This is a genomic window from Candidatus Eisenbacteria bacterium (assembly GCA_016867495.1).
In the GTDB taxonomy this organism is placed as follows: domain Bacteria; phylum Eisenbacteria; class RBG-16-71-46; order CAIMUX01; family VGJL01; genus VGJL01.
The window spans coordinates 1-22,625 of sequence record VGJL01000011.1; the positions used below are offsets into that span (position 1 = coordinate 1).

The 22,625-nt window shown below is 68.5% G+C and carries 19 protein-coding genes; 13 read left to right on the forward strand and 6 right to left on the reverse strand.

Translation table 11 applies throughout. From position 1 onward, the window contains the following. A partial coding sequence (locus tag FJY88_02980) for a M1 family metallopeptidase (GenBank protein MBM3286304.1) occupies positions 1-1,150 on the reverse strand: 1,150 nt, incomplete at its 3' end. Positions 1,151-1,315: 165 nt separating this feature from the next. Between FJY88_02980 and FJY88_02985 the strand changes: the two genes are divergently transcribed. Next, positions 1,316-1,678, forward strand: a complete 363-nt coding sequence (locus FJY88_02985) for a peroxiredoxin (protein MBM3286305.1) — start codon at positions 1,316-1,318, stop codon at positions 1,676-1,678. On the opposite strand, the gene FJY88_02990 is transcribed toward FJY88_02985, so the two are convergent. Beyond that, a complete protein-coding gene (locus FJY88_02990; GenBank protein MBM3286306.1) occupies positions 1,675-2,124 on the reverse strand; it encodes a methylated-DNA--[protein]-cysteine S-methyltransferase in 450 nt (149 codons plus the stop codon). The genes FJY88_02985 and FJY88_02990 overlap by 4 nt on opposite strands. Positions 2,125-2,204: 80 nt before the next feature. Between FJY88_02990 and FJY88_02995 the strand changes: the two genes are divergently transcribed. From FJY88_02995 to FJY88_03050, 12 genes are all read left to right on the forward strand, one after another. Continuing rightward, positions 2,205-2,816: a gamma carbonic anhydrase family protein gene (locus FJY88_02995; GenBank protein MBM3286307.1), complete on the forward strand. Its 612-nt coding sequence runs from the start codon at positions 2,205-2,207 to the stop codon at positions 2,814-2,816. Beyond that, positions 2,816-5,125, forward strand: a complete 2,310-nt coding sequence (locus tag FJY88_03000) for an aconitate hydratase (GenBank protein MBM3286308.1) — start codon at positions 2,816-2,818, stop codon at positions 5,123-5,125. The genes FJY88_02995 and FJY88_03000 overlap by 1 nt, the downstream gene beginning before the upstream one ends. A 79-nt stretch (positions 5,126-5,204) precedes the next feature. Continuing rightward, a complete protein-coding gene (locus tag FJY88_03005) occupies positions 5,205-6,020 on the forward strand; it encodes a ParA family protein (GenBank protein ID MBM3286309.1) in 816 nt (271 codons plus the stop codon). Between the two features lie 126 nt (positions 6,021-6,146). Further along, positions 6,147-8,549, forward strand: coding sequence for a hypothetical protein (locus FJY88_03010; protein MBM3286310.1), 2,403 nt, complete (start codon positions 6,147-6,149; stop codon positions 8,547-8,549). A 9-nt stretch (positions 8,550-8,558) separates the two neighbouring features. Then, entirely contained in the window at positions 8,559-9,023 is a 465-nt protein-coding gene (locus tag FJY88_03015; protein MBM3286311.1) for a hypothetical protein, read from the forward strand. A 78-nt stretch (positions 9,024-9,101) separates the two neighbouring features. After that, complete coding sequence (locus tag FJY88_03020) at positions 9,102-10,259, forward strand: hypothetical protein (GenBank protein MBM3286312.1); 1,158 nt, start codon at positions 9,102-9,104, stop codon at positions 10,257-10,259. A 9-nt stretch (positions 10,260-10,268) separates the two neighbouring features. Further along, complete coding sequence (locus FJY88_03025) at positions 10,269-10,928, forward strand: hypothetical protein (protein MBM3286313.1); 660 nt, start codon at positions 10,269-10,271, stop codon at positions 10,926-10,928. Further along, a complete protein-coding gene (locus FJY88_03030) occupies positions 10,925-11,791 on the forward strand; it encodes a hypothetical protein (GenBank protein MBM3286314.1) in 867 nt (288 codons plus the stop codon). The genes FJY88_03025 and FJY88_03030 overlap by 4 nt, the downstream gene beginning before the upstream one ends. After that, a complete protein-coding gene (locus FJY88_03035; GenBank protein ID MBM3286315.1) occupies positions 11,788-12,477 on the forward strand; it encodes a hypothetical protein in 690 nt (229 codons plus the stop codon). The genes FJY88_03030 and FJY88_03035 overlap by 4 nt, the downstream gene beginning before the upstream one ends. A gap of 95 nt (positions 12,478-12,572) precedes the next feature. Beyond that, positions 12,573-12,890 (forward strand): cytoplasmic protein, encoded by a 318-nt coding sequence (locus FJY88_03040; protein ID MBM3286316.1) that lies wholly within the window; start codon positions 12,573-12,575, stop codon positions 12,888-12,890. 51 nt (positions 12,891-12,941) lie between these two features. Further along, positions 12,942-14,303, forward strand: a complete 1,362-nt coding sequence (locus tag FJY88_03045) for an aminoacetone oxidase family FAD-binding enzyme (GenBank protein ID MBM3286317.1) — start codon at positions 12,942-12,944, stop codon at positions 14,301-14,303. A 31-nt stretch (positions 14,304-14,334) separates the two neighbouring features. Then, positions 14,335-17,535 carry a DNA polymerase III subunit alpha gene (locus FJY88_03050; GenBank protein ID MBM3286318.1) on the forward strand — a complete coding sequence of 1,067 codons (3,201 nt, stop codon included), beginning with the start codon at positions 14,335-14,337 and terminating at the stop codon, positions 17,533-17,535. Between the two features lie 63 nt (positions 17,536-17,598). Here the strand turns inward: FJY88_03050 and FJY88_03055 are convergent, their stop codons facing one another. The 4 genes from FJY88_03055 to FJY88_03070 form a co-directional block, all read right to left on the reverse strand. Further along, complete coding sequence (locus FJY88_03055) at positions 17,599-20,640, reverse strand: hypothetical protein (GenBank protein ID MBM3286319.1); 3,042 nt, start codon at positions 20,638-20,640, stop codon at positions 17,599-17,601. A gap of 248 nt (positions 20,641-20,888) precedes the next feature. Next, positions 20,889-21,311, reverse strand: coding sequence for an NUDIX hydrolase (locus FJY88_03060; protein ID MBM3286320.1), 423 nt, complete (start codon positions 21,309-21,311; stop codon positions 20,889-20,891). A 38-nt stretch (positions 21,312-21,349) separates the two neighbouring features. Next, positions 21,350-21,934 (reverse strand): orotate phosphoribosyltransferase, encoded by a 585-nt coding sequence (gene pyrE, locus FJY88_03065; protein MBM3286321.1) that lies wholly within the window; start codon positions 21,932-21,934, stop codon positions 21,350-21,352. Positions 21,935-22,072: 138 nt separating this feature from the next. Beyond that, positions 22,073-22,615 carry a hypothetical protein gene (locus tag FJY88_03070; GenBank protein ID MBM3286322.1) on the reverse strand — a complete coding sequence of 181 codons (543 nt, stop codon included), beginning with the start codon at positions 22,613-22,615 and terminating at the stop codon, positions 22,073-22,075. Positions 22,616-22,625: the final 10 nt, after the last annotated feature.

Sequence of the window (22,625 nt, forward strand, 5' to 3'; positions counted from 1 at the left end):
CGATGGCGCGCCGGTAGGGCTCGGCCATGTAGGCGGCCGCGAACTGGAGGATCTCATAGTCGAACTCCTCCCGGCCGAGGTCCTCCTCCATCCAAAGAGCCTCGAGATATGTCGCGAAGCCCTCGTTCAGCCAGGCGTGCGCCCATGACTTGCAGGTGATGAGGTCGCCGAACCATTGATGCGCCAGCTCGTGCGAGACCAGATCGTCGCTCGTGAAGTCGAGCGAGGCCCTCGCGTCATGCAGAGTCCCGTCCGACTGGCTCGTCGCAGACGTATTCTCCATCCCCCCGAAGTGGAAGTCGCGGATCGCGATCTGCGAGTACTTCTCGTACGGATAGGGACAGTCGAGCCGATCGGAGAAGAACTCGATCATGCGTGGAGTCTTGCCGAAGGAGCGTCGCGCCTCCTCCTCGCGACCCTTCTCGACGTAGGAGTCGACCGGGATCTTCCGCCAGCGGTCCTCCAGGCGGACAAACTCCCCGACGACGAGGGCGATCAGGTAGCTGACATGGGGGACTCCCTCCGACCAGTGGTAGGTCTTTCTGCCGTCGCGCTCGGTCACGGAGAGCAGCCCGCCGTTCGAGATTGCCGTGTATCGGCTCTCGACGGTCGCCACGATCTCGGTCGTCATCCTCTCGTTGGGGGCGTCGTGGCAGGGGATCCAGTAGCGCGCTTCCTCGTCCTCTCCCTGGCTCCAGAGCTGCCAGGCGCCGGCCGGGTCCTGATCGGCGGGAGCAATGAAGTAGAGCCCGAGCGCCGGATGATCGACCTCGTAGCTGACGACGAGCTCGATCGTGTCAGCGACCGGAACGGGGAAGCGGATCGTGAGCTTGCGGTCCAGATAAGAATGGGGGAGATCCTGGCCGTTCCCGTCACGAACCGATCGGATCTTGAGATCGACCGCGTCGAGGACGATCGAGTCGAATGGGCCGTAGGCGGCGCGCAGCCGCTGGGCGCATGTCGCATCGACGTGCCTGCGTGGCAGGTCGATTTCCAGATCGAGCCGTAGATGCTCCACATCGCAAGTGCGGTCGGGAGCGTACTTGGGCTGTTCCTCCCTCAGCGTCCATCGCCCCGCGGCATGCCCAAGCTGACGGCAGACCATCCGCTCGCCCCAGGCGCCGCCATGCCTTGAATCTGTTCCCGTCATCTGCGTCCCCCTCGTGGCTCGGCCTCTTCACTGACACGGCATGACCGCGATGATACCGAAGGGCGGCCGCGCGGACCATCCGGTGCTCGGCCGGCCGGCATCCGGTCGACAGCCGCGCGGCGGCCCTGCGAGTCTGAGACCCGGTGAGGAGAGGAGGAGCTCATGATGCCAAGAGCTGGCGATGCCGCGCCTTCCTTCAGCGGCAAGGCGACATCGGGACAGATCGTCTCCCTCGCGGACTTCAGGGGCAAGAAGCTGATCCTCTACTTCTACCCGAAGGACAACACTCCCGGCTGCACGACCGAGGCGTGCGACTTCCGCGACAATCTAGGACGGCTTTCGCGAAAGGGAGCGGCGGTTCTCGGCGTGAGCCCCGATAGCGTCGTCTCGCACGCGCGATTCGCGGCCAAGCACGATCTGAGCTTCCCGCTCCTCTGCGATCCGGATCGTGCCGTCGCGCAGGCCTATGGCGTCTGGGTCGAGAAGACGCTCGCGGGGCACGTCGAGGAGCTCCTGAAAGCCCTCTAGAGAAAAGAGCGCCGGCGCCGCCGGGGGGAGCCCGGCGACTCCGTTCGTCGGGCGGCGGAGGGGCGGCGCGGAGAGTCGGGCCGAGGCCTCCACCGGTAGCGTGAGAGATCACAGGCGCCCCGGGCGCTGAACTGGATTCCCTCCCGCTCGAGGAGCGCCCTCTGGAGGGACGTCTCCCCATCGGGGAAGCTCCCGGAGCGGACGGAGATCTCCCCGCGGGCGTTGACGACCCGGTGCCAGGGGATCGAGAGCCCCGCTGGAATCGAGTAGAGGGCGTATCCCGCGAGCCGCGGCTGGCAGGGATGCCCCGCCAGGGCGGCGATCTGCCCGTAGGTGGCGACCCTTCCCCGGGGGATCCTCGCGACGACCCCCCAGATTGAGCGGTAGAGCTGCGAGGCCCGCCGCGCGGGCTCCTCGTCGCTTCTGCCGCGGGAACGTCTCGGCATGTCCAACCGCTAGCACGGCGGGCCCGGCTCGTCCATAGTTGTGAGGGATCGTGCGCCTCGGCCGCGATCTGGGAGGTGTGATGGGAATCGCGGCGTTCGAAGGGAAGTCGCCTCGCATCGGAGGCGGCACCTATGTTCACCCCTCGGCGGATCTCTTCGGGGACGTGGAGATCGGCGCCGGCTGCTGGATAGGCCCGGGCGCGCGGCTGCGCGGGGACTACGGGACGATCCGAGTCGGCGACCGCACGAGCATCGAGGACAACTGCGTCATCCACGCGCGCCCCGGCGAGGTCTGCACGATCGGAAACTGGGTGACGATCGGTCACGGAGCCATCATCCACAACGCCCTCCGGATCGAGGACTACGCCGTCATCGGGATGGGCGCCATCGTCTCCGACTGGACGATCGTCGGCGAGTGGGCGGTGGTCGGCGAGGGGGCGGTCGTGCGCCAGCGCCAGGCCATTCCAGCCGGGGCGATCGCCGTGGGGATTCCCGCCCGTCTCCTGGAGAAGGAGGTCGAGGAGGCCTACAAGGCGGAGTGGATGCACTTCAAGCAGACCTATGTCGACCTGGCCCGGAGGTATCCGTCCGGCCTGTTGCCTCTCGACGACTCGGCCGGGCGGGAGCGGGGCATGGAACCGCCGCGTTCGGGGCGAGGGACATCCGAGAAGGGGATGGAGGAGAGGGATTGATGAACGGTGCGGGCACTTCGGCCGATCTCGTGCGGGCCGCGTACGCAAGGCTGGAACGGAACCTGGGAGTCATCAGGAGTCGCCTTGGACGCCCGCTCACGCTCGCGGAGAAGGTCCTGCTCGGACACCTCAGGGATCCCGAGGGGCAGGACCTGCGCCCCGGAGAAGGATTCCTCTTCCTCGACCCCGACCGCTTGGCGATGCAGGACGCCACGGCGCAGATGGCCCTCCTGCAGTTCATGCATGCCGGCCGCTCGCGCTCGGCCGCGCCGGCCACCGTCCACTGCGATCACCTGATCCAGGCGAGGGTGGGAGCCTTGGAGGACACGGAGGCGGCTCTTCGGGAGAACGGGGAGGTCTATGACTTCCTGCAGAGCGCATCCTCCGCCTTCGGCATCGGATTCTGGAAGCCGGGCTCCGGGATCATCCATCAGGTGCTCCTCGAGAACTATGCCTTTCCGGGCGGGCTCTTGATCGGCACAGACTCCCACACGCCAAACGCGGGTGGACTCGCGATGCTCGCCAGCGGCGTCGGCGGCGGAGACGCCGTCGATGTGATGGTCGGAATGCCCTGGGAGGTCAGACATCCAAGGGTCCTCGGAATCCGGCTCACCGGCGCCCTGCGCGGATGGACGTCGCCGAAGGACGTCATTCTGCGGCTGTGCGGGATCCTGACGGTCAAGGGGGGGACCGACCGGATCCTCGAGTACTTCGGGCCGGGCGCGCGAACGATCTCATGCACCGGCAAGGCGACGATCGCCAACATGGGGGCCGAGCTGGGGGCGACCGGATCGATCTTCCCCTTCGATGAGGCGATGGACAGATACCTCAGGGGGACGGGCCGGGGGACGATCGCCGATCTCGCCGCGAGCCACGCGGCGATTCTCTCCGCCGATCCGGAGGTTGAGGCGGAACCGGAGAAGTACTTCGAGCGGGTGATCACGATTGACCTGTCGAGCCTGGAGCCTCAGATCGCGGGGCCGCACACCCCTGACCTGGTGCGGCCGATCTCCGCCTTCGCGGCGGAAGTGCGGGAGAGGGGATATCCCGAGGCGCTGTCGGCCGCGCTGCTCGGATCCTGCACGAACTCCTCGTATGAGGACATCGGACGCGCGGTCGAGGTCGCCGGCCAGGCCCGCGCCCGTGGTCTGCGTATGAAGACCCGGCTCCTCGTGACGCCCGGCAGCGAGCAGATCCGCGCCACGATCGAGCGCGATGGGCATCTGGCCGCTCTGGAGGCGATCGGGGCGACCGTGCTCGCGAACGCGTGCGGCCCTTGCATCGGCCAGTGGCGCCGGGAGGGGATCGATACGGGCGGGCCGAACTCGATCCTCACATCGTTCAACCGGAACTTCCCGGGGCGCAACGACGGGAGCCGGACCACGCTCGCCTTCATCGCCAGCCCCGAGATCGTGATCGCTGTCGGTCTGGCCGGCCGCCTGAGCTTCAATCCGCTGAGCGACCCGATCGCAGGCCTCTCGGGCAAGAGCATGCGCCTCATGCCGCCGAGGCCGGTTCCCGATCTGCCGCCGGAGGGCTTCGTCGGGGATCTTTCGGGATTCCTCCCTCCGGAGGATCGGAGGGAAGGAAGGGGGAAGATCAGGATCGCCGCCGGAAGCGAGCGGCTCCAGGCCCTGAAGCCCTTTCCCGCATGGGACGGATCGGACTTCATCGAGTTGCCGATCCTCTTGAAGGCGAAGGGGAGCTGCACGACCGATCAGATCTCGCCGGCCGGACCGTGGCTTCGCTATCGCGGCCATCTCGAGCGGATCAGCGACAACATCTTCCTGGGGGCGCAAGACGCGTTCACGGGGGAGGTCGGCAAGGGTGTGAACATCCTGACCGGGCAGGCGGGGGAGCCCCTTCCGCTGATCGCGCGCGACTACCGGGCGCGCGGGCTGCGGTGGATCGCGGTCGGAGACGAGAACTACGGCGAGGGGAGCAGCCGCGAGCACGCGGCGATGTCGCCGCGCTTCATGGGCGCAGCGGCGATCGTCGCGCGCTCCTTCGCGCGGATTCATGAGTCGAATCTCAAGAAGCAGGGTCTCTTGGCGCTGACGTTCACCGATCCGGCAGACTACGAGAAGGTTCTCCCCGGAGATCGGATGAGCCTGCTGGGACTGGCCCGTCTCGAGACCGGCCAATCGCTCAAGGCCATCCTCCACCATGCGAATGGGGAGAGCGAGGGACTAGTGCTACGACACACGGTAACGCCTGAGCAGATGCACTGGTTTCGTGCAGGGGGCGCCCTGAACCACCTGCGCGCGGGCCGCACGGGGCCCGGGTCCGGGGATCTCCTTACTGGTTAGCAAGTTCCCTCTGGCGCCGGGCGCGCCGTCCTGGTAGAATGCGCCCTGGCGAGTTGGTCAATCAAAATGTGGAGGCTGGATGAGATCATACGCGATCGCAAACATTAAGGGTGGATCGGGCAAGACGACGGTTGCCGTCAATCTCGCCGCAGGACTTGCGCTCGAGGGGCGCAAGGTCCTCTTGATGGATTTGGATCCGCAGGGCTCGAGCAGCTTTCATCTGCTCCCCCGGTCTTCGAACGGGAACCTCGCGGATGTGCTCTCGTGCGAGAAGCGGCTCCCGGAAGTCTTCTGCGAGACGATCGTCAGCGGGCTCAAGGTCGCGCCGGGCGGGCGCCTGCTCGCCCCCTTCGACAATGGCGCGCATCCGACGCGCGAGCGGCTGCTGCACTCGCTGGGCCAGGTGCCGGAGGATGTCGACTATGTTCTGATCGACACTCCGCCTACTTGGGGGTCGCTCCTGATCGGCGGCCTCTCGACGGTCGACGGCGTGCTGATCCCGGTGACGACCAGAGAGCTGGACATCGAGATCCTGGGGTTGTTGCTCGATGTGATCGAGCAGGTGCAGCGTCACCGCAATCCCAAGCTGCGCGTCACGGGGATCGTTCCCAACCGGATCGTGAGAACCCGGCTGAGCGCCCGGATCGAGGAGCGACTGCGCGCCGAGCACGGTGCGCTCGTCCTCTCCTCGATCCGCGAGAATGTGAAGCTCGCCGAGGCGGGCGGGTTCCATGCCCCTGTCCAGGTGACGGCCCCCTCCAGCAGCGGGGCGGAGGACTTCTCCATGCTCGCGAGAGCTTTCCTCGAGCGGGAGGAGGGCGGCGGGGCGATCCGGCCGGTGGCGTCGGAGACGGAGGAGGGACGGGAGGCGTCGTTCTCGGAGTCGGCCTCGTAGGCGGCGGGGGCGCCGCGCCCGACCCGATCCGCCAGCGGCCAGCGCGCCATTGCCCGCCTGCGGCGTCTGGGCTACCCTGAGCGGGAATCTCTCATCAGGGGCCGAGGCGGGGAAGGGAGGTCGAGGATGACGACGGGCGCCGGCGCGGTGGCAGGAAGACCAATCGAGTTCGCCCCACGGAGGGCGGTCCACATCCCGGTCAGCGAGGAGTTGAAGGCAGGGCGATCGCCGAGCGCGCCCCCCGCTCCCGAGCTGCTGGAGGCCCTGGGACGCTTCGATCTCCTCTATCGCGCCCTCTGCGGCGTGCTCTTCAACTTCGTGCCCACCTCGGGGCATCCCGGGGGGAGCATCTCCTCCGGCAGGATCGTCTCATCGCTTCTCTTCGCCGGAACCGAGTACGACTTCCGCAATCCGGAAGAGGCGGCCAACGACATCCTCGTCTATGCGGCCGGACACAAGGCGATGGGCCTCTATGCCATGTGGGCGCTGCGAAACGAGATCGTCCGCGTGGGCGCCCGCGATCTGCTCCCTCCCGAGGAGAAGTTCCAGCTCAGGCTGGAGGATCTGCTCGGTTTCCGGCGCAACCCGACGACGGAGACGCCGCTCTTCCGGGCGATGAAGGCGAAACCGCTCGATGGGCATCCCACGCCGCTGACGCCGGGCGTGAAGATCGCCACCGGGGCCTCCGGCGTCGGCGTCCCCGCCGGCCTCGGGCTTGCGCTCGCCGCTCTCGACGCCTACGGGCAAGACGATCCCCCCCGCGTGCATCTCATCGAGGGAGAAGGGGGCATGACGCCGGGACGCGTTGTGGAGGCGATGGCGACCGCGGCCACCGCGGGTTTGCACAACGCCTATCTCCACATCGACTGGAACCAGGCGAGCATCGACAGCAATCGAGTCTGCCGCGTCGGACAGGAGGCGGGGGACTACGTGCAGTGGAATCCGGTCGAGCTGGCCTACCTCCATGACTGGAACGTCCTCACGGTCGAGGACGGGCATGACTTCGCGCAGGTCCTCGCGGCCCAACAGATGGCCCGGACAAGGCGCAACGACCAGCCGACTGCGGTCGTCTACAAGACCGTCAAGGGATGGCGCTACGGGATCGAGGGGCGCACATCGCACGGGGCCGGCCACAAGTTCTGCTCGGATGAGTACTACGCCTGCCTCAAGGAGGCGGAGGAGGGTCTCGGGATCAGCTTCCCGCGCCACTCCGGGGCGAAGGACCCCGTCTCGGTGGAGGAGACCTACTGGGCGACGCTTCTCGCCTTCAGATCGTGGATCGAGAGGGACGGGAGCACGGCCCGCCTCTTGGCGGAACAGATCCGCAGGAGCGCGGAAGCGCTCCGCCAGAGGGGACGCAGGCCCAGAGCGGCGGCGCCCGATCTTTCGCCGCTCTATGCCGACTCGATGCGGCCCGATGAGGTGCCGGAAGAACTGATACTCAAGCCCGGGGCCGAGACGACCCTCCGCGGCGCGCTCGGCGACGCCCTCGGCTACGTCAATCGCATGACCGGCGGCGGTGTGATCGCGGCCGCCGCGGATCTGCTCGGCTCCACGAGCGTCTCCAACGCGGCGAAGGGGTTCCCCCCGGGGTTCTTCCACTCGACGGGCAATCCCGATTCCAGGGTCGTCTCCGGCGGCGGGATCTGCGAGGACTGCATCGGCGCGTTTCTCGCGGGGCTATCGAGCTACGGCCGCCACATCGGCGCTGGATCGTCCTACGCGGCGTTCATCGCAGCGCTTCAGCACGTCCCCTCGCGGCTTCATGGGATCGGCCAGCAGGCCCGCCACGAGCTCACGGGCGACGCGTATCGGACCTTCCTCATCATCTGCGCGCACGCGGGGCTCAAGACCGGCGAGGACGGCCCGACGCACGCCGATCCGCAGGCGCTTCAGCTGCTTCAGGAGAACTTCCCGCCGGGGGTGTGCATCACGCTGACCCCCTGGGAGCCTGCGGAGCTCTGGCCGCTCCTGATCGCGGGACTGAAGGCGCGCCCGGCGATCCTCGCCCCGTTCGTGACGCGGCCCAACGAGAAGGTGCCGGACCGCGCGGCTCTTGGGATCCCGCCCGCTTCCGATGCGACGCGCGGGATCTACGCCCTGCGCAAGGTCGACCCGGGCGTGGCGCCTTATCACGGGACGCTCGTCCTCCAGGAGAGCGGGGTCGCCTACGCCTTCGTGGACGAGGTCCTTCCGAGGATGGACAGGGACGGCCTGCGGATGAATGTCTACCTCGTTACGAGCGCCGAGCTCTTCGATGCCCTCCCCGAGGCGGAGAGGGCGAGGATCTACCCGGCCGAGCGGGCCCGCGAGGCGATGGGGATCACCGGCTTCACGATGCCCACGCTCTACCGCTGGATCCTCTCGGAGGAAGGCAGGCGCGCCAGCCTCCATGCCTTCTCTACGGGGAGATACCTGGGAAGCGGGCAGGCTCACAAGGTGCTCGAGGAAGCCCGTCTCGACGGCGCGTCGCAGTACGAGGCGATCCGGCGGTACGCAGATGGCTTCGCCCGTCGCGGCGGCGTCTAGGAGCATCGCGTGAGCGGGCTCGACTTGAGGCAGGAGGCGGCGAGGGCCGGTAGGATCCACCTGATCATCTGGGCGGCCTTTCTCCTCGTGGTCGTGAGCTATCTCGTCATCCTCCTTCTGACCGCGCGGGAGCGGCCGGCGCGAGGGCTCGCCGAGGCCCCTCTCGCCACGGTGCGCATGATCTTCTACGCGCTCGGGGCGGGGATGCTCGTCGCCTCGGTCCTTCTCCGCTGTCTGCTGGATCAGAGGTCGTACACCTATGCCGACGAGGCCCTTCGGGGGTCTCTCCTCTCCTTGATCGTGGGGCTCGCCATGGCGGAGAGCGTGGCGATTCTCGGCGTGGTCCTGGCCTTTCTCGGAGGCGGATGGAAGGACGCAGTTCCCTTCCTCGTGGCGGGATTCGCGGGAGTCCTGCTGCAACGGCCCGATCCGGACAGGCTCGCCGAGCGGATCCGGACGCTCCGGGTGAGGTGAAAGCGCGAGCGCCATGCCGTCGCCTCTCGATCCGATCCGCAACCTTCAACCATTCACCGCTCGATGAGGGCTGAACGCATGAGACGGGCATCCATCCTTCTTGCCCTGGCCGTGACCTGTCCCGTATCGCTGGCCGCGGGCCAACCTCCGCCCGAGACCCGGCCCGGGAAGTCGCCGCCGGCCGTGACCGACCTGCAGGCAGCCGACACGCGGTTCGACGGAGGAAGCAGCATCACCCTGCGCTGGCGGGGAGGTGAAGGCGCGGTCCGCTTCCGCATCGAGCGAGCCGGGCCGGAGGGAGGCTTCGACAGCCTCGATGTCGCGGGCGCGGGGAGCAGCGTCTACGAGGATGGCGAGGCGACCGACGGCGTCGACTATCGCTATCGTGTCATCTCCATCGGGGGGATGGGGGGCGAGACGGCGTCGGCCGAGACCGGGCCTGTGCGCAGCAGTCCCCAGTGGTTCAACGGCCACTACACGAGTGTCGCGATCGCTCTGCTCGTCTTCGGGGGGCTGATCCTCTGGTTCATCCGCAAGGCCCGGAAGGGCATCCATCTGTTCGTTCGCAAGATCGCGGGGCTCGAGGCGGTGGACGAGGCGATCGGGCGGGCGACCGAGATGGGCAGGCCCCTCCTCTACATCCCGGGGACCGGATACATCGAGTACATCAGCACGGTCGCTTCGCTGAACCTCCTGGGCGAGGTGGGCAAGAAGATCGCGGAGTACGGTACGCAGATCCGCGTTCCCGTCCGCGATCCGATCGTCTTCACCGTCGCCCGCGAGGTCGTCCGGGGTTCGTATGCCGCCGCCGGGCGACCCGACGCCTACGATCCCGAGAGCGTCCACTTCCTCGTCGAGAACGCGCTCGCCTATGCCGGCGCCGTGAGCGGGATCATCGTCCGCGAGAGGCCGGCCGCCAACTTCTTCATGGGCTTCTTCGGCGGCGAGTCGCTGATCCTCTCGGAGACGGGCGCGACAACGGGCGCGATCCAGATCGCGGGGACCGATCAAACGACGCAGCTGCCCTTCTTCATCGTGGCCTGCGACTACACCCTGATCGGGGAGGAGCTCTACGCGGCCTCCGCCTACATCGCGCGCGAGCCTCTCATGCTGGGGGCCTTGAAGGGGCAGGACTACACGAAGTTCATCCTCGTGGCGCTGCTCGTCGTCGGAACGCTGGTGTCCCTCATCACCGGCTTCGACTTCAGGCAGGTGCTCGAGACCTCGGGGCACTAGGAGGAGAAGATGCGCGACAAGCTCCCGCTCGGTCTGCTGATCCTGATGGGGATTCTGGGGGTGACCGCGAACTTCCTTCCCCATCCGATCGCGGAGGGACTGAACGACTACCTGCGCAACACGCTGCTCAGGATCGTCGGCTCCTTCGCCCTCATCCTGGGTCTCGGGAACCTGATGCTCCACCACTACAACCGGATCAAGCGCAAGGCGGCCCACTGGCGGCAGTCGTACACGACGATCGTCTCCTTTTTCGTGGTCGCGGCGATCGGCGTGCTGGGCGGAGCCAGGGGCGAGGGGCCGATGCCGACGAAGATCCTCGGATTCCCCTTCGACACGACGACGATCTACAACAAGCTTCTGATCCCCCTGGGCGCTACGCTCTTCGCGCTCCTGGCCTTCTACATGGCCTCGGCCGCCTATCGCTCGTTCCGGGCCAAGAGCACGATGGCGGTCCTCCTGCTCGGATCGGCCTTCATCGTGATGCTCGGGCAGGTCCCCATCGGGGAGCTGATCAGCCCCTACCTGCCCAAACTGAGCAGCTGGATGATGGCGGTGCCGAACACGGCCTCGAAACGCGGGATCGACATCGGCGTCACGCTGGGCGCGACGGCGACCCTCCTCAAGATCCTGACCGGCGTTGAGCGCAGCTGGATGGGGGCGTCGAAATGAACCTGGAACGCCTGATGCGGATCGACCGCAGGATCATCTTCCTCTTCACGGCGGCGGTGATCATCCTCCCGCTCCTGTTCCCGTTTCAGATGCCGATGGGGGTGCAGAAGCCGACGCAGAGATTCTTCGACACGGTGCAGGCGATCGACCCCGAGAGGCAATGCATCCTGATCGCGACCGACTATCTGCCGCAGACGGAGGCCGAGAACCATCCGATGACGATCGCGCTGCTGCGCCACGGGCTGGCGGCCAAGATCCCCGTTCTGATGGCGGCGATGTACATCGAGGGGGCCGGCCTGACCCTCGATGCCATGAATCGCGTGACCGATGAGTTCAACGCGCGCGCCAAGACGTCCGCCGACAGCGTCGTCTACGGCCGCGACATCGTCTTCCTCGGATGGCAGCCGCCGCCGATCGTGCCGATCCTGGGGATGGGGCGCAGCATCGCGGCGGTCTATCCGACCGACTACTTCGGCAACAGGATCGACAGCCTGCGGGTCATGCGCAACGTCCGGAACTACGACGACATCGGAATCGTCTGCTCGATCTCCGCCGGGACGATGCCCCTCTCCTTCGTCCAGTACGCGCAGTCGAAGTACGGTGTGAAGGTCGGGGGGGGCGTCACGGCGGTGAGCGCGCCCGACTACTATCCCTACTTCGAGACCGGCCAGTTCTCGGGCCTGCTCGGCGGGATGAAGGGGGCGGCGGAGTACGAGCACCTCGTCGAGAAGACATTCCACCTCGGTGGCCGGATGAGGGCGACGGAGGGGATGGGGGCGCAATCGACGGCCCACATCCTGATCATCGTCTTCGTCGTGATCGGCAACGTGGCCTACTTCGCCGGGAGGAGGAAGCGCTCATGAACATCACCCCCGAGGTCATCTGGATCTGGATCGGGGCCTTCATGACCCTTTCCATCTTCTCGTTCCTCTACAGGGACAACCCGTTCTATCGATTCGCCGAGCACCTCTTCGTGGGCGCTTCCAACGGATGGACGGTCGGCTTCTACTGGCATCTCGTGCTGAAGCCGATTCTCTTCAGGCCGCTGGGCGAGGCGTTCCGCACGGCCTTCACGAACGGCCTCTCATGGAGCCACTTCAACCCCGCCGCGCCGGCGAACTTCATGCTGATCGTCCCCTTCGCGATCGGGATGCTCTACTTCATGCGCTTCGTGCCGCGGGCGAGCTGGCTGGTCCGCTTCCCGATAGGGATCTTCATGGGCTACTACACCGGCCTCGCGATTCCGGTCGCCTTCACGGGGGCCCTCTTCCCGCAGCTGAAGGGAACGATCGTGACGCGCGGGAGCTTCGCGGATCCGATCGCCGGGCTCTGGGCGGTGCTCGTCCTGATCGGAGTCCTGGGGACCCTGATCTACTTCTTCTTCTCCAAGGAGCAGAAGGGGATCTTCAAGATCGGGGCGAAGACGGGGATCGTCTACATCATGCTCGGCTTCGGCGCGTCCTTCGGTTTCACCGTCATGGCGCGCGTGTCGCTGGCGCTCGGCCGCTTCGTCTTCTTGCTGAGGGACTGGCTGGGAGTGATCTCGTAGGGGCGGGCCGCGGTTCGCCGAGAAGCCCCGGCCCCGCGGGCCGGGGTTTTCTCATACGGGCGGGGACGGTACGATTCCCCTGCATGATGAGATGGGTGAGCGAGGCGATCGCGCCGATCGAAGGGACGTTCGAGGCGGCGACGATGGCGCGCGGCGAGCCGGGCTTGCCCCGCGGCTTCGTCTGGCGCGGGCGGCCGGTGCGTATCGCTGCGGTGGAGCGCGTCTGGAGGAAGCTCGGGCCCGAGAGCACGGGAAAGGAGCTCTACCTGAGGCGCCACTACTTTCGCCTGGCGATGGAGGACGGCACGCGCTGGACGGTCTATTGCCTCCGCCAGCCGGGGGGTGGGGCACGACCGGGCGCGAGGTGGTTTCTCTATGCGATCGAAGAGAAGGCGGATGAGTCCCGCCCGTGACGCTCGCTCCACCAACGCCAGCGGAGGCGGGGGAGCGACGATGATGCCGGCATGAGCGAGCGCGGAGTTTGGCGCGTCGCGATCGTGGGAGCGGGGGCCGCGGGCCTGACCGCGGCGATCGCCGCCGCGGAACGGATCCGGCGCGAGGGGACCAGGCGGCGCACGACGCCCGAGGTCGCCGTCCTGGACGGCGCCGCGCGTCTGGGCGCCAAGATCCTCGTGTCAGGGGGCGGCCGGTGCAATGTCACCAACGTGACGGTTGTGCCCGAGGACTTCAATGGATCGAGGCAGCAGATCCGGAAAGTCCTGGCGGCCTTCAGCGCGAGAGACGCCGCCCTCTGGTTTCGCTCCATGGGAGTGGATCTGCGCGAGGAGGCGGGAGGCAAGCTCTTTCCCGCCACGGGCCGCGCGAGGGACGTCCTGGGCGCTCTGCTCGGCCGCTGTCGCGCGCTGGGGATCGAGGTGCGCACCCGCTGTCGCGTGCATGCGATCAACCGCGTCGCCGCGGCGCAGGAAGGGGAGGGCGGCGCGACCGATCCCCCCTCTCTCCGCGTGGTCCACGAAGCGGGAGAGACGCTCGCCGCTCGCGTCGTTCTCGCGACCGGGGGATCTTCGTTGCCCCGTTCCGGCAGCGACGGAGAAGGGTTCCGGATCGCGGCCGCGCTGGGGCACTCGGTGATCGGGCCGGCCCCCGCGCTGGTCCCCCTCGTCCTCGCGGAAGGCATGCTCCACGGGAGCCTCTCCGGCGTCTCGCTTCCGGCGGAGATGCTCACGCGAAGGGACCGACGGATCATCGATCGGCGGACGGGCGATCTCCTCTGGACTCACTTCGGCGTGAGCGGCCCGGTCGTGCTCGATGCGAGCCGGCACTGGACGACCGCGCGGGCCGCGGGCGCAAGGGTCGAGATCACTGTCTCGTTTCTGCCGGGCGAGGACTTCGAGTCTGTCCAGAGGATGCTCCTCAGGGAGTCATCCGAGGGAGGGGCGCGCTCCTGCCGTCGGGCGCTGGCCGGAAGGATCCCCGAGCGCCTGGCGGAGGCGCTGATGCTTCGCGCGGGGATCGACCGCTCGCGCCGAATCGGAGATCTGCGCAGGGACGAGAGGCGAAACCTGGCGCGGGCGCTTGTCGAGCTTCCTCTCCCGATTGAGCGGGACAGGGGATGGAGCCATGCCGAGACGACGGCGGGCGGGGTCCCGCTCTCCGAGATCGATCCCCGAACGATGGGTTCCCGAAAGGTCCCCGGACTGCACCTCGCGGGAGAGATCCTCGACTGCGACGGTCGCGTGGGCGGATTCAACTTCCAGTGGGCCTGGTCGACGGGCTGGATCGCGGGGCGGGGCGCGGCGGGCGCGACGGGGCGAGGGGCCAGGGGGAAGGGAGGAAGGGGAGCGGGCGGCCCGGGGCATGATTGAATAGCGAACGCGCGTTTGGTATTCTCGCGTCATGCCCCTCCGCAATGACGCCCGCCGCGGCCCCGGACCGACCCCGGTCCCGCTGATCGTCCGAAGCGCCTACTCGCTGGGGCGCGGGACGGCCCTCCCGGGCGATCTCGTGAGCCAGGCGGTCGCCCTCGGGTATGACACCCTCGCTCTGACCGATCGGGACAACCTCTACGCCGCCCTGCCGTTTCTCCGGGCGTGTTCCGCGGCCGGGCTGCGGCCGATCCTTGGAGCCGAGGTGACCGGAGGCGGCGGGAGACCGCACGACTCGCGCGAGCCGCCGCGCGGGATGGAGAGGGGCGCCTGCAGCGCGCCGATCTCCGCCGTCCTGCTCGCGCGCAACGCCTCCGGCTACCGTTCCCTCTGCCGCATCCTGACGGCCCGGCACCTGGCGGCCGACTTCGACCTGGCCGAGCGCGTGGCCGCCGAGCGCGAGGGGCTCACCGTCCTGGTCCGCCATCCGGCGCTCCTCGAGAGGCTCCATCCCAGTCTGCCCGCGGGGGCTCTCTACGGCGCCATCGTCCGGCCTGGATCCCGGATGGAGGAGGATCTGATGCGGCGCGCTGCGGCCCGGGTCGGACGCCCCCTCGCGGGGACGATCGATGTCTACTTCCGCTCGGCGGAGGAACATGAGACGCACCGACTCCTCACGGCGGTTCGTGAGCTCGAGTTGGTCGGTCGCCTCGCCGGCGACAGATGCGCCGGCCCCGAGCGCCACCTCATCTCGCCGCCGTCCTTCTCATCCCTCTTCGCCGACGAGGTCGTGCTGCTCGCCGCAGCGCGCGAGATCGCCCTCTCCTGCGTCTTCGGGCCCGGAGATCTGCCGCCGCCGGGCAGCCTCTTCCCCAAGCTCCCGCTCGGGCCCGACGAGGCCGTCTTCGATCGCCTGCACCGGATGGCGCACGAGGGGCTGCGCCGCCGCTACCGGAAGGTCACGCGCGCCGTCTCGGGGCGCCTCGCCTGGGAACTCGAGCAGATCGACACGATGGGGTTCAGCGACTACTTCGTCGTCGTGGGAGAGATCTGCGCCTCGGCCCGTGCGCGCGGAATCCCGACAGTGGGCCGCGGGAGCGGGGCCAGCTCGCTCGTCGCGTATCTGCTCGGGATCACGAATGTCGACCCGCTCCGCTACGGGCTCACCTTCGAGCGTTTTCTCCACCGTCTCCGCCGCGACCTGCCCGATCTCGACATCGACCTCTGCTGGCGGCGCAGGGACGAGGTGATCGCGCACGTCTACCAGACCTACGGCGCGGACCGGGTCGCCATGATCTCGACGCACAATCACTATCAGCCGCGCGGGGCCTTCCGCGAGGCCGCGCGCGCCTTCGGGCTCGCCTCGGAAGAGATCGAGCGACTCTCCCGCGCCATCCCGGGCCACGCGCGCGGCCCGCTGGAACAGGCGATCGCCTCGACCGCCCTGGGGCGCCGGATCGATCTGATGGAGCCGCCCCTCCCGGATCTGATCGCCGCCTCGGAGAAGCTCCTCGGCCTGCCTCACACACTCGGGATTCACTGCGGGGGGATCGTGATCGGTCCGGGGCGGCTCGACGACTGGGTGCCGCTCGAGCGGGCGACGAAGGGGATCGTCGTCACGCAGTACGAGATGCACGGGGTCGAAGGCGTGGGCCTGGTCAAGATCGACCTCCTGGGCAACCGCGCTCTCTCGACCATCGCGGGGACGCTCGAGACGATCGCGGCGGCGGGGGAGAGGCCGCCCGCCCTCGACCTCCTCCCCGATCCAGACGGCCCGACCGGGGAGATCCTGTCGCAGGGCGACGCGATCGGCCTCTTCCAGATCGAATCGCCCGGAATGCGCAATCTCCTGAAGATGCTCGGGACGAGGGACCTGGAGGGGACGATCGCGGCCCTCTCGCTGATCCGGCCGGGCCCCGCGGGGTCGGGCATGAAGGAGAGGTTCATCCGCCGTTTCCGGGGTCTCGAGCAGACAAGCTACCTCCACCCGAGCCTCGTCCCGCTCCTGGAGCGGACCTACGGCGTCCTTCTCTACGAGGAGGACGTGATCTGCGTCGCCAGCGCGATCGGCGGCTTCGATCGCGCCATGGGCGATCTCATGCGGCGCGCGATCGGAGGCGCGATGGCGGTGGCGGTCGATCCTTCGCTAGGCGAGCGGCCATCGCCTCGGGGGGAGCGCCGCGATGAGGACCCGTGGGCGGGAAGGACGATGCGCGAGATCGAGAATCGGTTCGTCGCGAGCGCCGTCGGCAACGGCATCGAGCCGGACGTCGCGGTCAGGGTCTGGGGCGAACTGGCCCGCTTCGGCTCGTACGCATTCTGCAAGGCGCACGCGTCGGGTTATGGCGCCCTCGCCTATCAGACCGCCTACCTGAAGGCGCACCATCCCGGCCCCTTCTACGCCGCCCTGCTCAACAACCATCAAGGGATCTACCCGCTGCGCGTCTATGTCGAGGACGCGCGGCGTCACGGGATTCGCCCGGCGCCTCCATGCGTGCACCGCTCCGCCATCGAGTGGACCTGGGACGGCGCCGAACTCCGCTGCGCGCTCGGGCTGATCCGCGGGATCTCGAGGCGCCTCCTCGGGCGGATCATCGAGGAACGGTCCCGGCGGCGCTTCGAGAGCCTCGATGACTTCCTCGCGCGAGCGGGGCCGGCGATTCCCGAAGCCGAATCGCTGATCCTCTGCGGGGCGCTCGACGACGTGGGCGCCGGGCCCCGGCCGGCGAAGCTCTGGCGCGTGCGCTGCCTGGCGCGCGACGGAGCGAGGCGTCCCGCGACCGACACGCTGAGGCTGGAGGGAACCGGCGCGAGCGGCCCGTCACCCTGGCGCGAGTTCGATCTTGCCGAGAGGGTCGAGAGCGAGCTCGCCGTGCTTGGAATCGCGATCAGCGATCATCCTGTGCGGATCCTCCGCGGCCGGGCGGAGCGCGAGGGCAAACTGCCGATGGCGACGCCCGCGGCGCAGATCGGCGGGGGGCAGCGCGCGCGCCTGATCGGCCTGCCGGCGGCGGCGCGCAGGGTGGCGACGAAGCGCGGCGATTGGATGCTCTTTCTCACGATCGAGGACGAGAGCGGGCTCGCCGAGTGCACGCTCTTCCCGGATGCCTATCGCGCCTACGGACACCTGGCGCATCAGGCGGATGGACGCCTCCTGTGGGTGGACGGCCCGGTCGAGGCGCCCTACGGCGCCCCGAGCTTGAGCGTCGAGCGCATGGGGCTGCTCGGCTGAAACGCGGCGGGGGCGCCACCCATCGCGCCCCCTCGAATGGCCCGAGGGCCCTCGGAACCTCTTCTAGCGGATCCTCAGAAGCTTGAGCTGGCGTTGCTGGCCGCTCGGGCCATGGGTCAGACGGGCGTGGTAGCAGCCGCTCGCGACCGGGTGGCCGGCGTCGTCGAGGCCGTCCCAATCCCACTGTCCGGAGGCGGGATGGGGCCCCGCGCGATCGAGGACCGTTCGCACAAGCCGCCCGGCGAGGTCATAGATGGAGAGGCGGACGGGTCCGCCGGGAGGAGAGGACCAGGAGAGCGAGACCGACGACCTGAAAGGATTGCCGGCGGCGCGCAGCGCGAGCGACGCGCGCCTCATCGTCAGAGAACCGTTCCATGGCCCCGCGAGCTCGCCCCTCTCGTCCTCGATCCAGTAGGCGTACGACGCGCCCGGGCGGACGGAGCGATCCGCGAACTCGTACTCCCCCTCGCCCTCGCCGAGGGGGCCGACCGCGTCCACCGTGAGGAGCTCGGCCGCGGCGGACGGTCTCTCCGCTGGAGCCGCGGCGACCGTCTCCTCCCGCCAGATCCTGTAGAAGGAGCCGAGGCGGTCGCGGGGCACGGCCCACCTGATGACCAGCGCTCCACCCTCCTCCGAGATCTCCCAGGACTGCAGGGCAACCGGCGTAGGCGACCCATCGTAGCGCCATCCCACTGTACGGATCCGGGCATCCCAGCTCCGCCCCTCGCGGCTGTCCGCAAAGGCGAAGCGGATCCTGTAGGCGTCCACGGCCACGTCGCCTGGGAGAGTCGCGATCGCGCCGCCGAGGGAAGTGACGCAATAGGGCGGGCCGATGGGGCTGGCCGTCGACGTGAAGCGCTGCGCCATGACCCGCGTCGAGTCCCTCGAGGTGTCCCAGTAGACCACGACGAATCGGCCGTCATGGGCCATGTCGACGCGGGGGTACTTGAGGCCCGGGGTTCCGACGGCAAGGCTGAAGGGGTAGTACTCCTCCGCCTGCGAACGCGAGTCCTTGCTGCTGGGGAGCGAGACGAGGACTCCTGCGACCCCTCCTCCCGCGAATGGATCCTGATCCCAGACGGCCACGTAGCGATCGGACTTGGCCGATACATCCGGATTCGTCTGGATCACGGGGGTGTCGTCCTCGAGGGGGCTCAGGAGCACATTGCGCTGGATCTTCCTCCCGGCGGGGCCGAGGCGCTGCGCATAGACGTCGTAGTTGCCGCGGCGATCGTCAAGCCAGACGACGACCGTCTCGCGCCCCGGTCCGGTCGAGATCGCAGGGCTCGCCTGCGAGGCTCCTTGGTAGGGGGGATCCGGCACGCGGATAGTATCGCCGACCGTGGTTCCGCCCGACTCGTAGCGCCGCACAAAGACGTCTCCATCCAGATCCTGGCAAGTGTCGAACCAGGCGAGGAAGTAGCCGCCGCCCGGGATCGGGGAGAAGGACGGCGAGCTCTGCGCGCTCCCCGAGAACTGGACGCCGTTGGCCGGAAGAAGCTCGATGTTGTTGTTCAGGGAGCCGCCGGCAGGATCGTAAGCCTGGTAGAAGAGCTTGGAGGAGCCGCCCGGCCGGATCACGGTCCACGCGGCGACGGCGTAGCCGTCATCGGTGAAGACGGCCGCCGGACGATTGCGCAGCAGGTCGCGGAGATTGGTCGCGGGCGCGCTGACCGCCCCTCCGGGCGCGTCGCTGATGCGGAAGGAGCTTCCGCTAGGTTCTCCCTCCAGGTCGAAGAACGCGCCGTAGATTCCGAGGTTTCCTGAGCGGAAGTCCTCCCAGACGAGGATGCCTCCCGATCCGGCGCTCGTCGCGATCTCCGGCAGGATCTGGCTCGCCGTCCCGGTCGCCTCCTTGATGAGTCGCGGCGCGCCGCCCGGCGCGCCCGTGGCGTCGAGCGGAAGATGATAGACGAGGTCCCCTCCCGTCCTGCCGTCGTCCCAGAGCGCCCGGCCCCCGCCCCCTTCCCTTCCAACCAGGGCGAGGTGACGCGGTATGACCACTTGCCCCGGAGGAGGCTGGGGATCGTCGACGACCACGAAGGGGAGCTCGACTTGGTCCGGAAGACGGATCTGGCGGGCATGGATCCGGGAGCGATTCCCCTCTCCGGCAAGCCATCCGACAAGGACATGGTCGGCATCGGTCGCGACGATCTCGGAGCTGCGCGGAGATATCGTCTCCGCGTGCGGGGCGATCGTGAACGGAGGCGAAGCCAGACTCAGATCGGGCAAGAGCGTAACCCCGTGAAGATTGACTTCCGATCCAAGGTACTCCGACCAGGACACGAAGAAGCCGGTAGAGACGACGGCGATCGTGGGCTCCTTCTGCGAGGCCAGGGGATTCGGATGGATCTGCTTCGCGTCGCCCGGCAATCCGCCTTCCGCTGTGATTGCGCGCGCCAGCACCTGGGGAGGCCCCGGCGATTCCTGACACCAGACCGCCGCCCATCCGGTGGCCGAAGGCGCGATGCGGCAGCCGTCCTGCACCCTCTCCGTTCCCCGGCCAAGAAGGAAGTTTCCCCCCACGCGCTGAGGCGACAGGTCGAGGACCTGGGCGTAGATGCGGCTCGACGGCGATCGCCCCTCTGTCCAGGCCACGAGCGCCCGGTCTCCGGAAACGGAGACGCGCGGCGAATGGGGGATGTCGGGACGCGACTCGTTGACCGTGATGGGGCCGGACAGGATGCCATCGACAGTCGTGACAAGGGCACGGATCCTCCACCTCTGCGATCGTTCCTCGCACCAGACGACGAGCGATCGACCGTCGCCGAGGGAGGCGAGATCGGGCGTCTCGACCGAGCTGGGGCTCATCTCCAGACGGAACAGGCCAAGGCCGTCGGTCAGAGGGATGGCCGGCGCCAGCGTGTCGTCCTCCGCATCGAAGGTCCCGACCCAGATCGAGGGGTATCCGGTGCGGTAGTCTACCCAGGCGGCGGTCCAAGAGCCATCGGAGTGCAGGGCCGCGCGAGGGTGCTGCTGGTATTCCTGGCCGGTGGTCTCCGCGTGCGCGCGCCACTCGTCGGTAGAGGAGGAGGCGGTCGGCGGCCAGAGGAGAAGGCCGGCCGCCACGATCGAAAGGGCCAACGACGTTCTTGCCGCTTGCACGGTTCCTCCGGAAGTGCTGATCCCGCACCATCGGCGGGGAACCAACCCCATCTCTTTGGCGGACCGCAGCCGTGGCTCCGATCCGGCTCGACTCAGTCTAGGCGCGTCTGGCCGCGCCTGACAAGCGACGTCTAGACGCGCCGAGCCGAGCCTGAGAGGCAGGGCGGGCGGCGATGCAGGGCGCCTCCACGATTCAGGCCGGCCGGGCGGCTGCGGCAAGCGAGAGTCGCCGCCACAAGGGGACCGCCCTATGCCGAGGGGGGATCGGATGGCCGTCGAGCGCGGATGTAGTCGTCGAGGATGCGACGATGATCGAAGCAGAGCGGATCGGGCAGGTCAGCGAGAGGGAAGAGGGCGGTCTCCGCCGCGTCGTCTCCCGCTCGAGGATCGCCGCGCCCCGAAGCGACGAAGACCGTCGTGATCGTGTGACGCCGCGGATCGCGGCGGGGATCCGAGTAGGTGTGGAACTGCTCCAGATGCTCGATCACGATCGCCGTCTCCTCCTCGATCTCCCTCCGGCATGCGTCCTCGAGCGACTCGCCCGCCTCGACGAAACCGCCCGGGAGGGCCCAGCCGATCGGCGGGTAGCGCCTGCGGACCAGCAGGACTCTCCGCCCCGGGAAGAGCAGAATCGCGTCCGCGGTGCAGCGCGGGAACCGGGAAGGAGGCAGCGGGGCGCCGCACGAGGGACAGCTCTCTGCGGTCTCCACTAGATTCCCCTGACCTCGGCTGCCTGGAGGATCTCTCCCACGCGGAAGACGGCGTAGAAGTCGAGTCCCGCCTCACGAAAGAGCTGCGGTCCTCCTTCCTCCCGGTCGACCAGCGCGAGCGCCATGACCGGGAGCGCCCCGGCCGCCCGGACCGCATCGAGCGATCGCATGAGGGATCCGCCGCGTGTCACGACATCGTCGAGGATCGCGACCCGCGCGCCCTCGGGGCAATGTCCTTCGATTTGTCGGCCGGCTCCGTGATCCTTGGGCGCCCCACGGACCAGGAATCCCTGCATCGTCTCCCCCCGCGCGCGCGCGTCGAGCATGAGCCCGGCGACCAGGGGATCGGCGCCGAGAGTCGGCCCGCCGACCGCGGCCACGCGCGCCTCCGAGATCCGGGGAGCCAGGAGAGCGCAGGCCGCCACCAGCCCGTCGGGATCGAGGGTCGTCCGTCGAAGGTCGATGTAGTAGTCGCTCCATGCGCCGCTGGCCAGTTGAAAACGACCGCGCCGGAAGGATTGGCGCAGTATGATCTCCATCAGCCGCGAGCGAGGGTCATCCGTTGGGGGCGGGGAGTTCGGCATGGGCGCAGTCTAGGCGTTGCGGGTGGCCGGCACAAGTGGCCCGGAGCAAAGAGGCGGGGGGCGCCACGGAACCCCGGCGCAGCGCCCCCTGCACGGAACGGTGGTAGGAAGCCCCCGTCCCATCTGTCTATGCCTTGACTATCCTCTGCCGTGCGGGTCGTTCTGCTCGGCCGGCTCGCTGCCGCCGCCGGAGCCGGGCTCTGCGGATCCGCCCCTGCCATCGGGAAGCTCCCCCTCGCCGATGGGGGGCGTCGTCGAAGGCGCGAAGGTGAAGCTGCAGCTCTCGCCCATCGCGCTCTCATTGCCGCTCAGGTCGACAGCGGAGACGCGCAGGGTAAAGGCGGTGCCCTGCGTTGCCGCCATCGTCATCTTGGGGCCCGCGAGCAGTCCGGCGCCCGAGACGCAGACATACGCGCTCATCCGCGCGGGATCGGGCTCATAGCGGTAGACTCGGTAGCCGGCGAGGTCCGGCTCGCTGTTCGCGTTCCAGCGGATGGCGAACTTGCCGTCCATCTGCCACATGAGCTGCGTCCCGGCCGGCGGCACGGGCGGAGCAGTGTCCATGACGACAGGATCCATGACGCTGGATCGATCGTCGGATCCGCACCCCGCGATCGACAGCACCAGGGCCATCGCCAGTCCCGCCAGGGACAAACCCGCAAGATAACGATGCTCGCGCATGAGAGGGGCC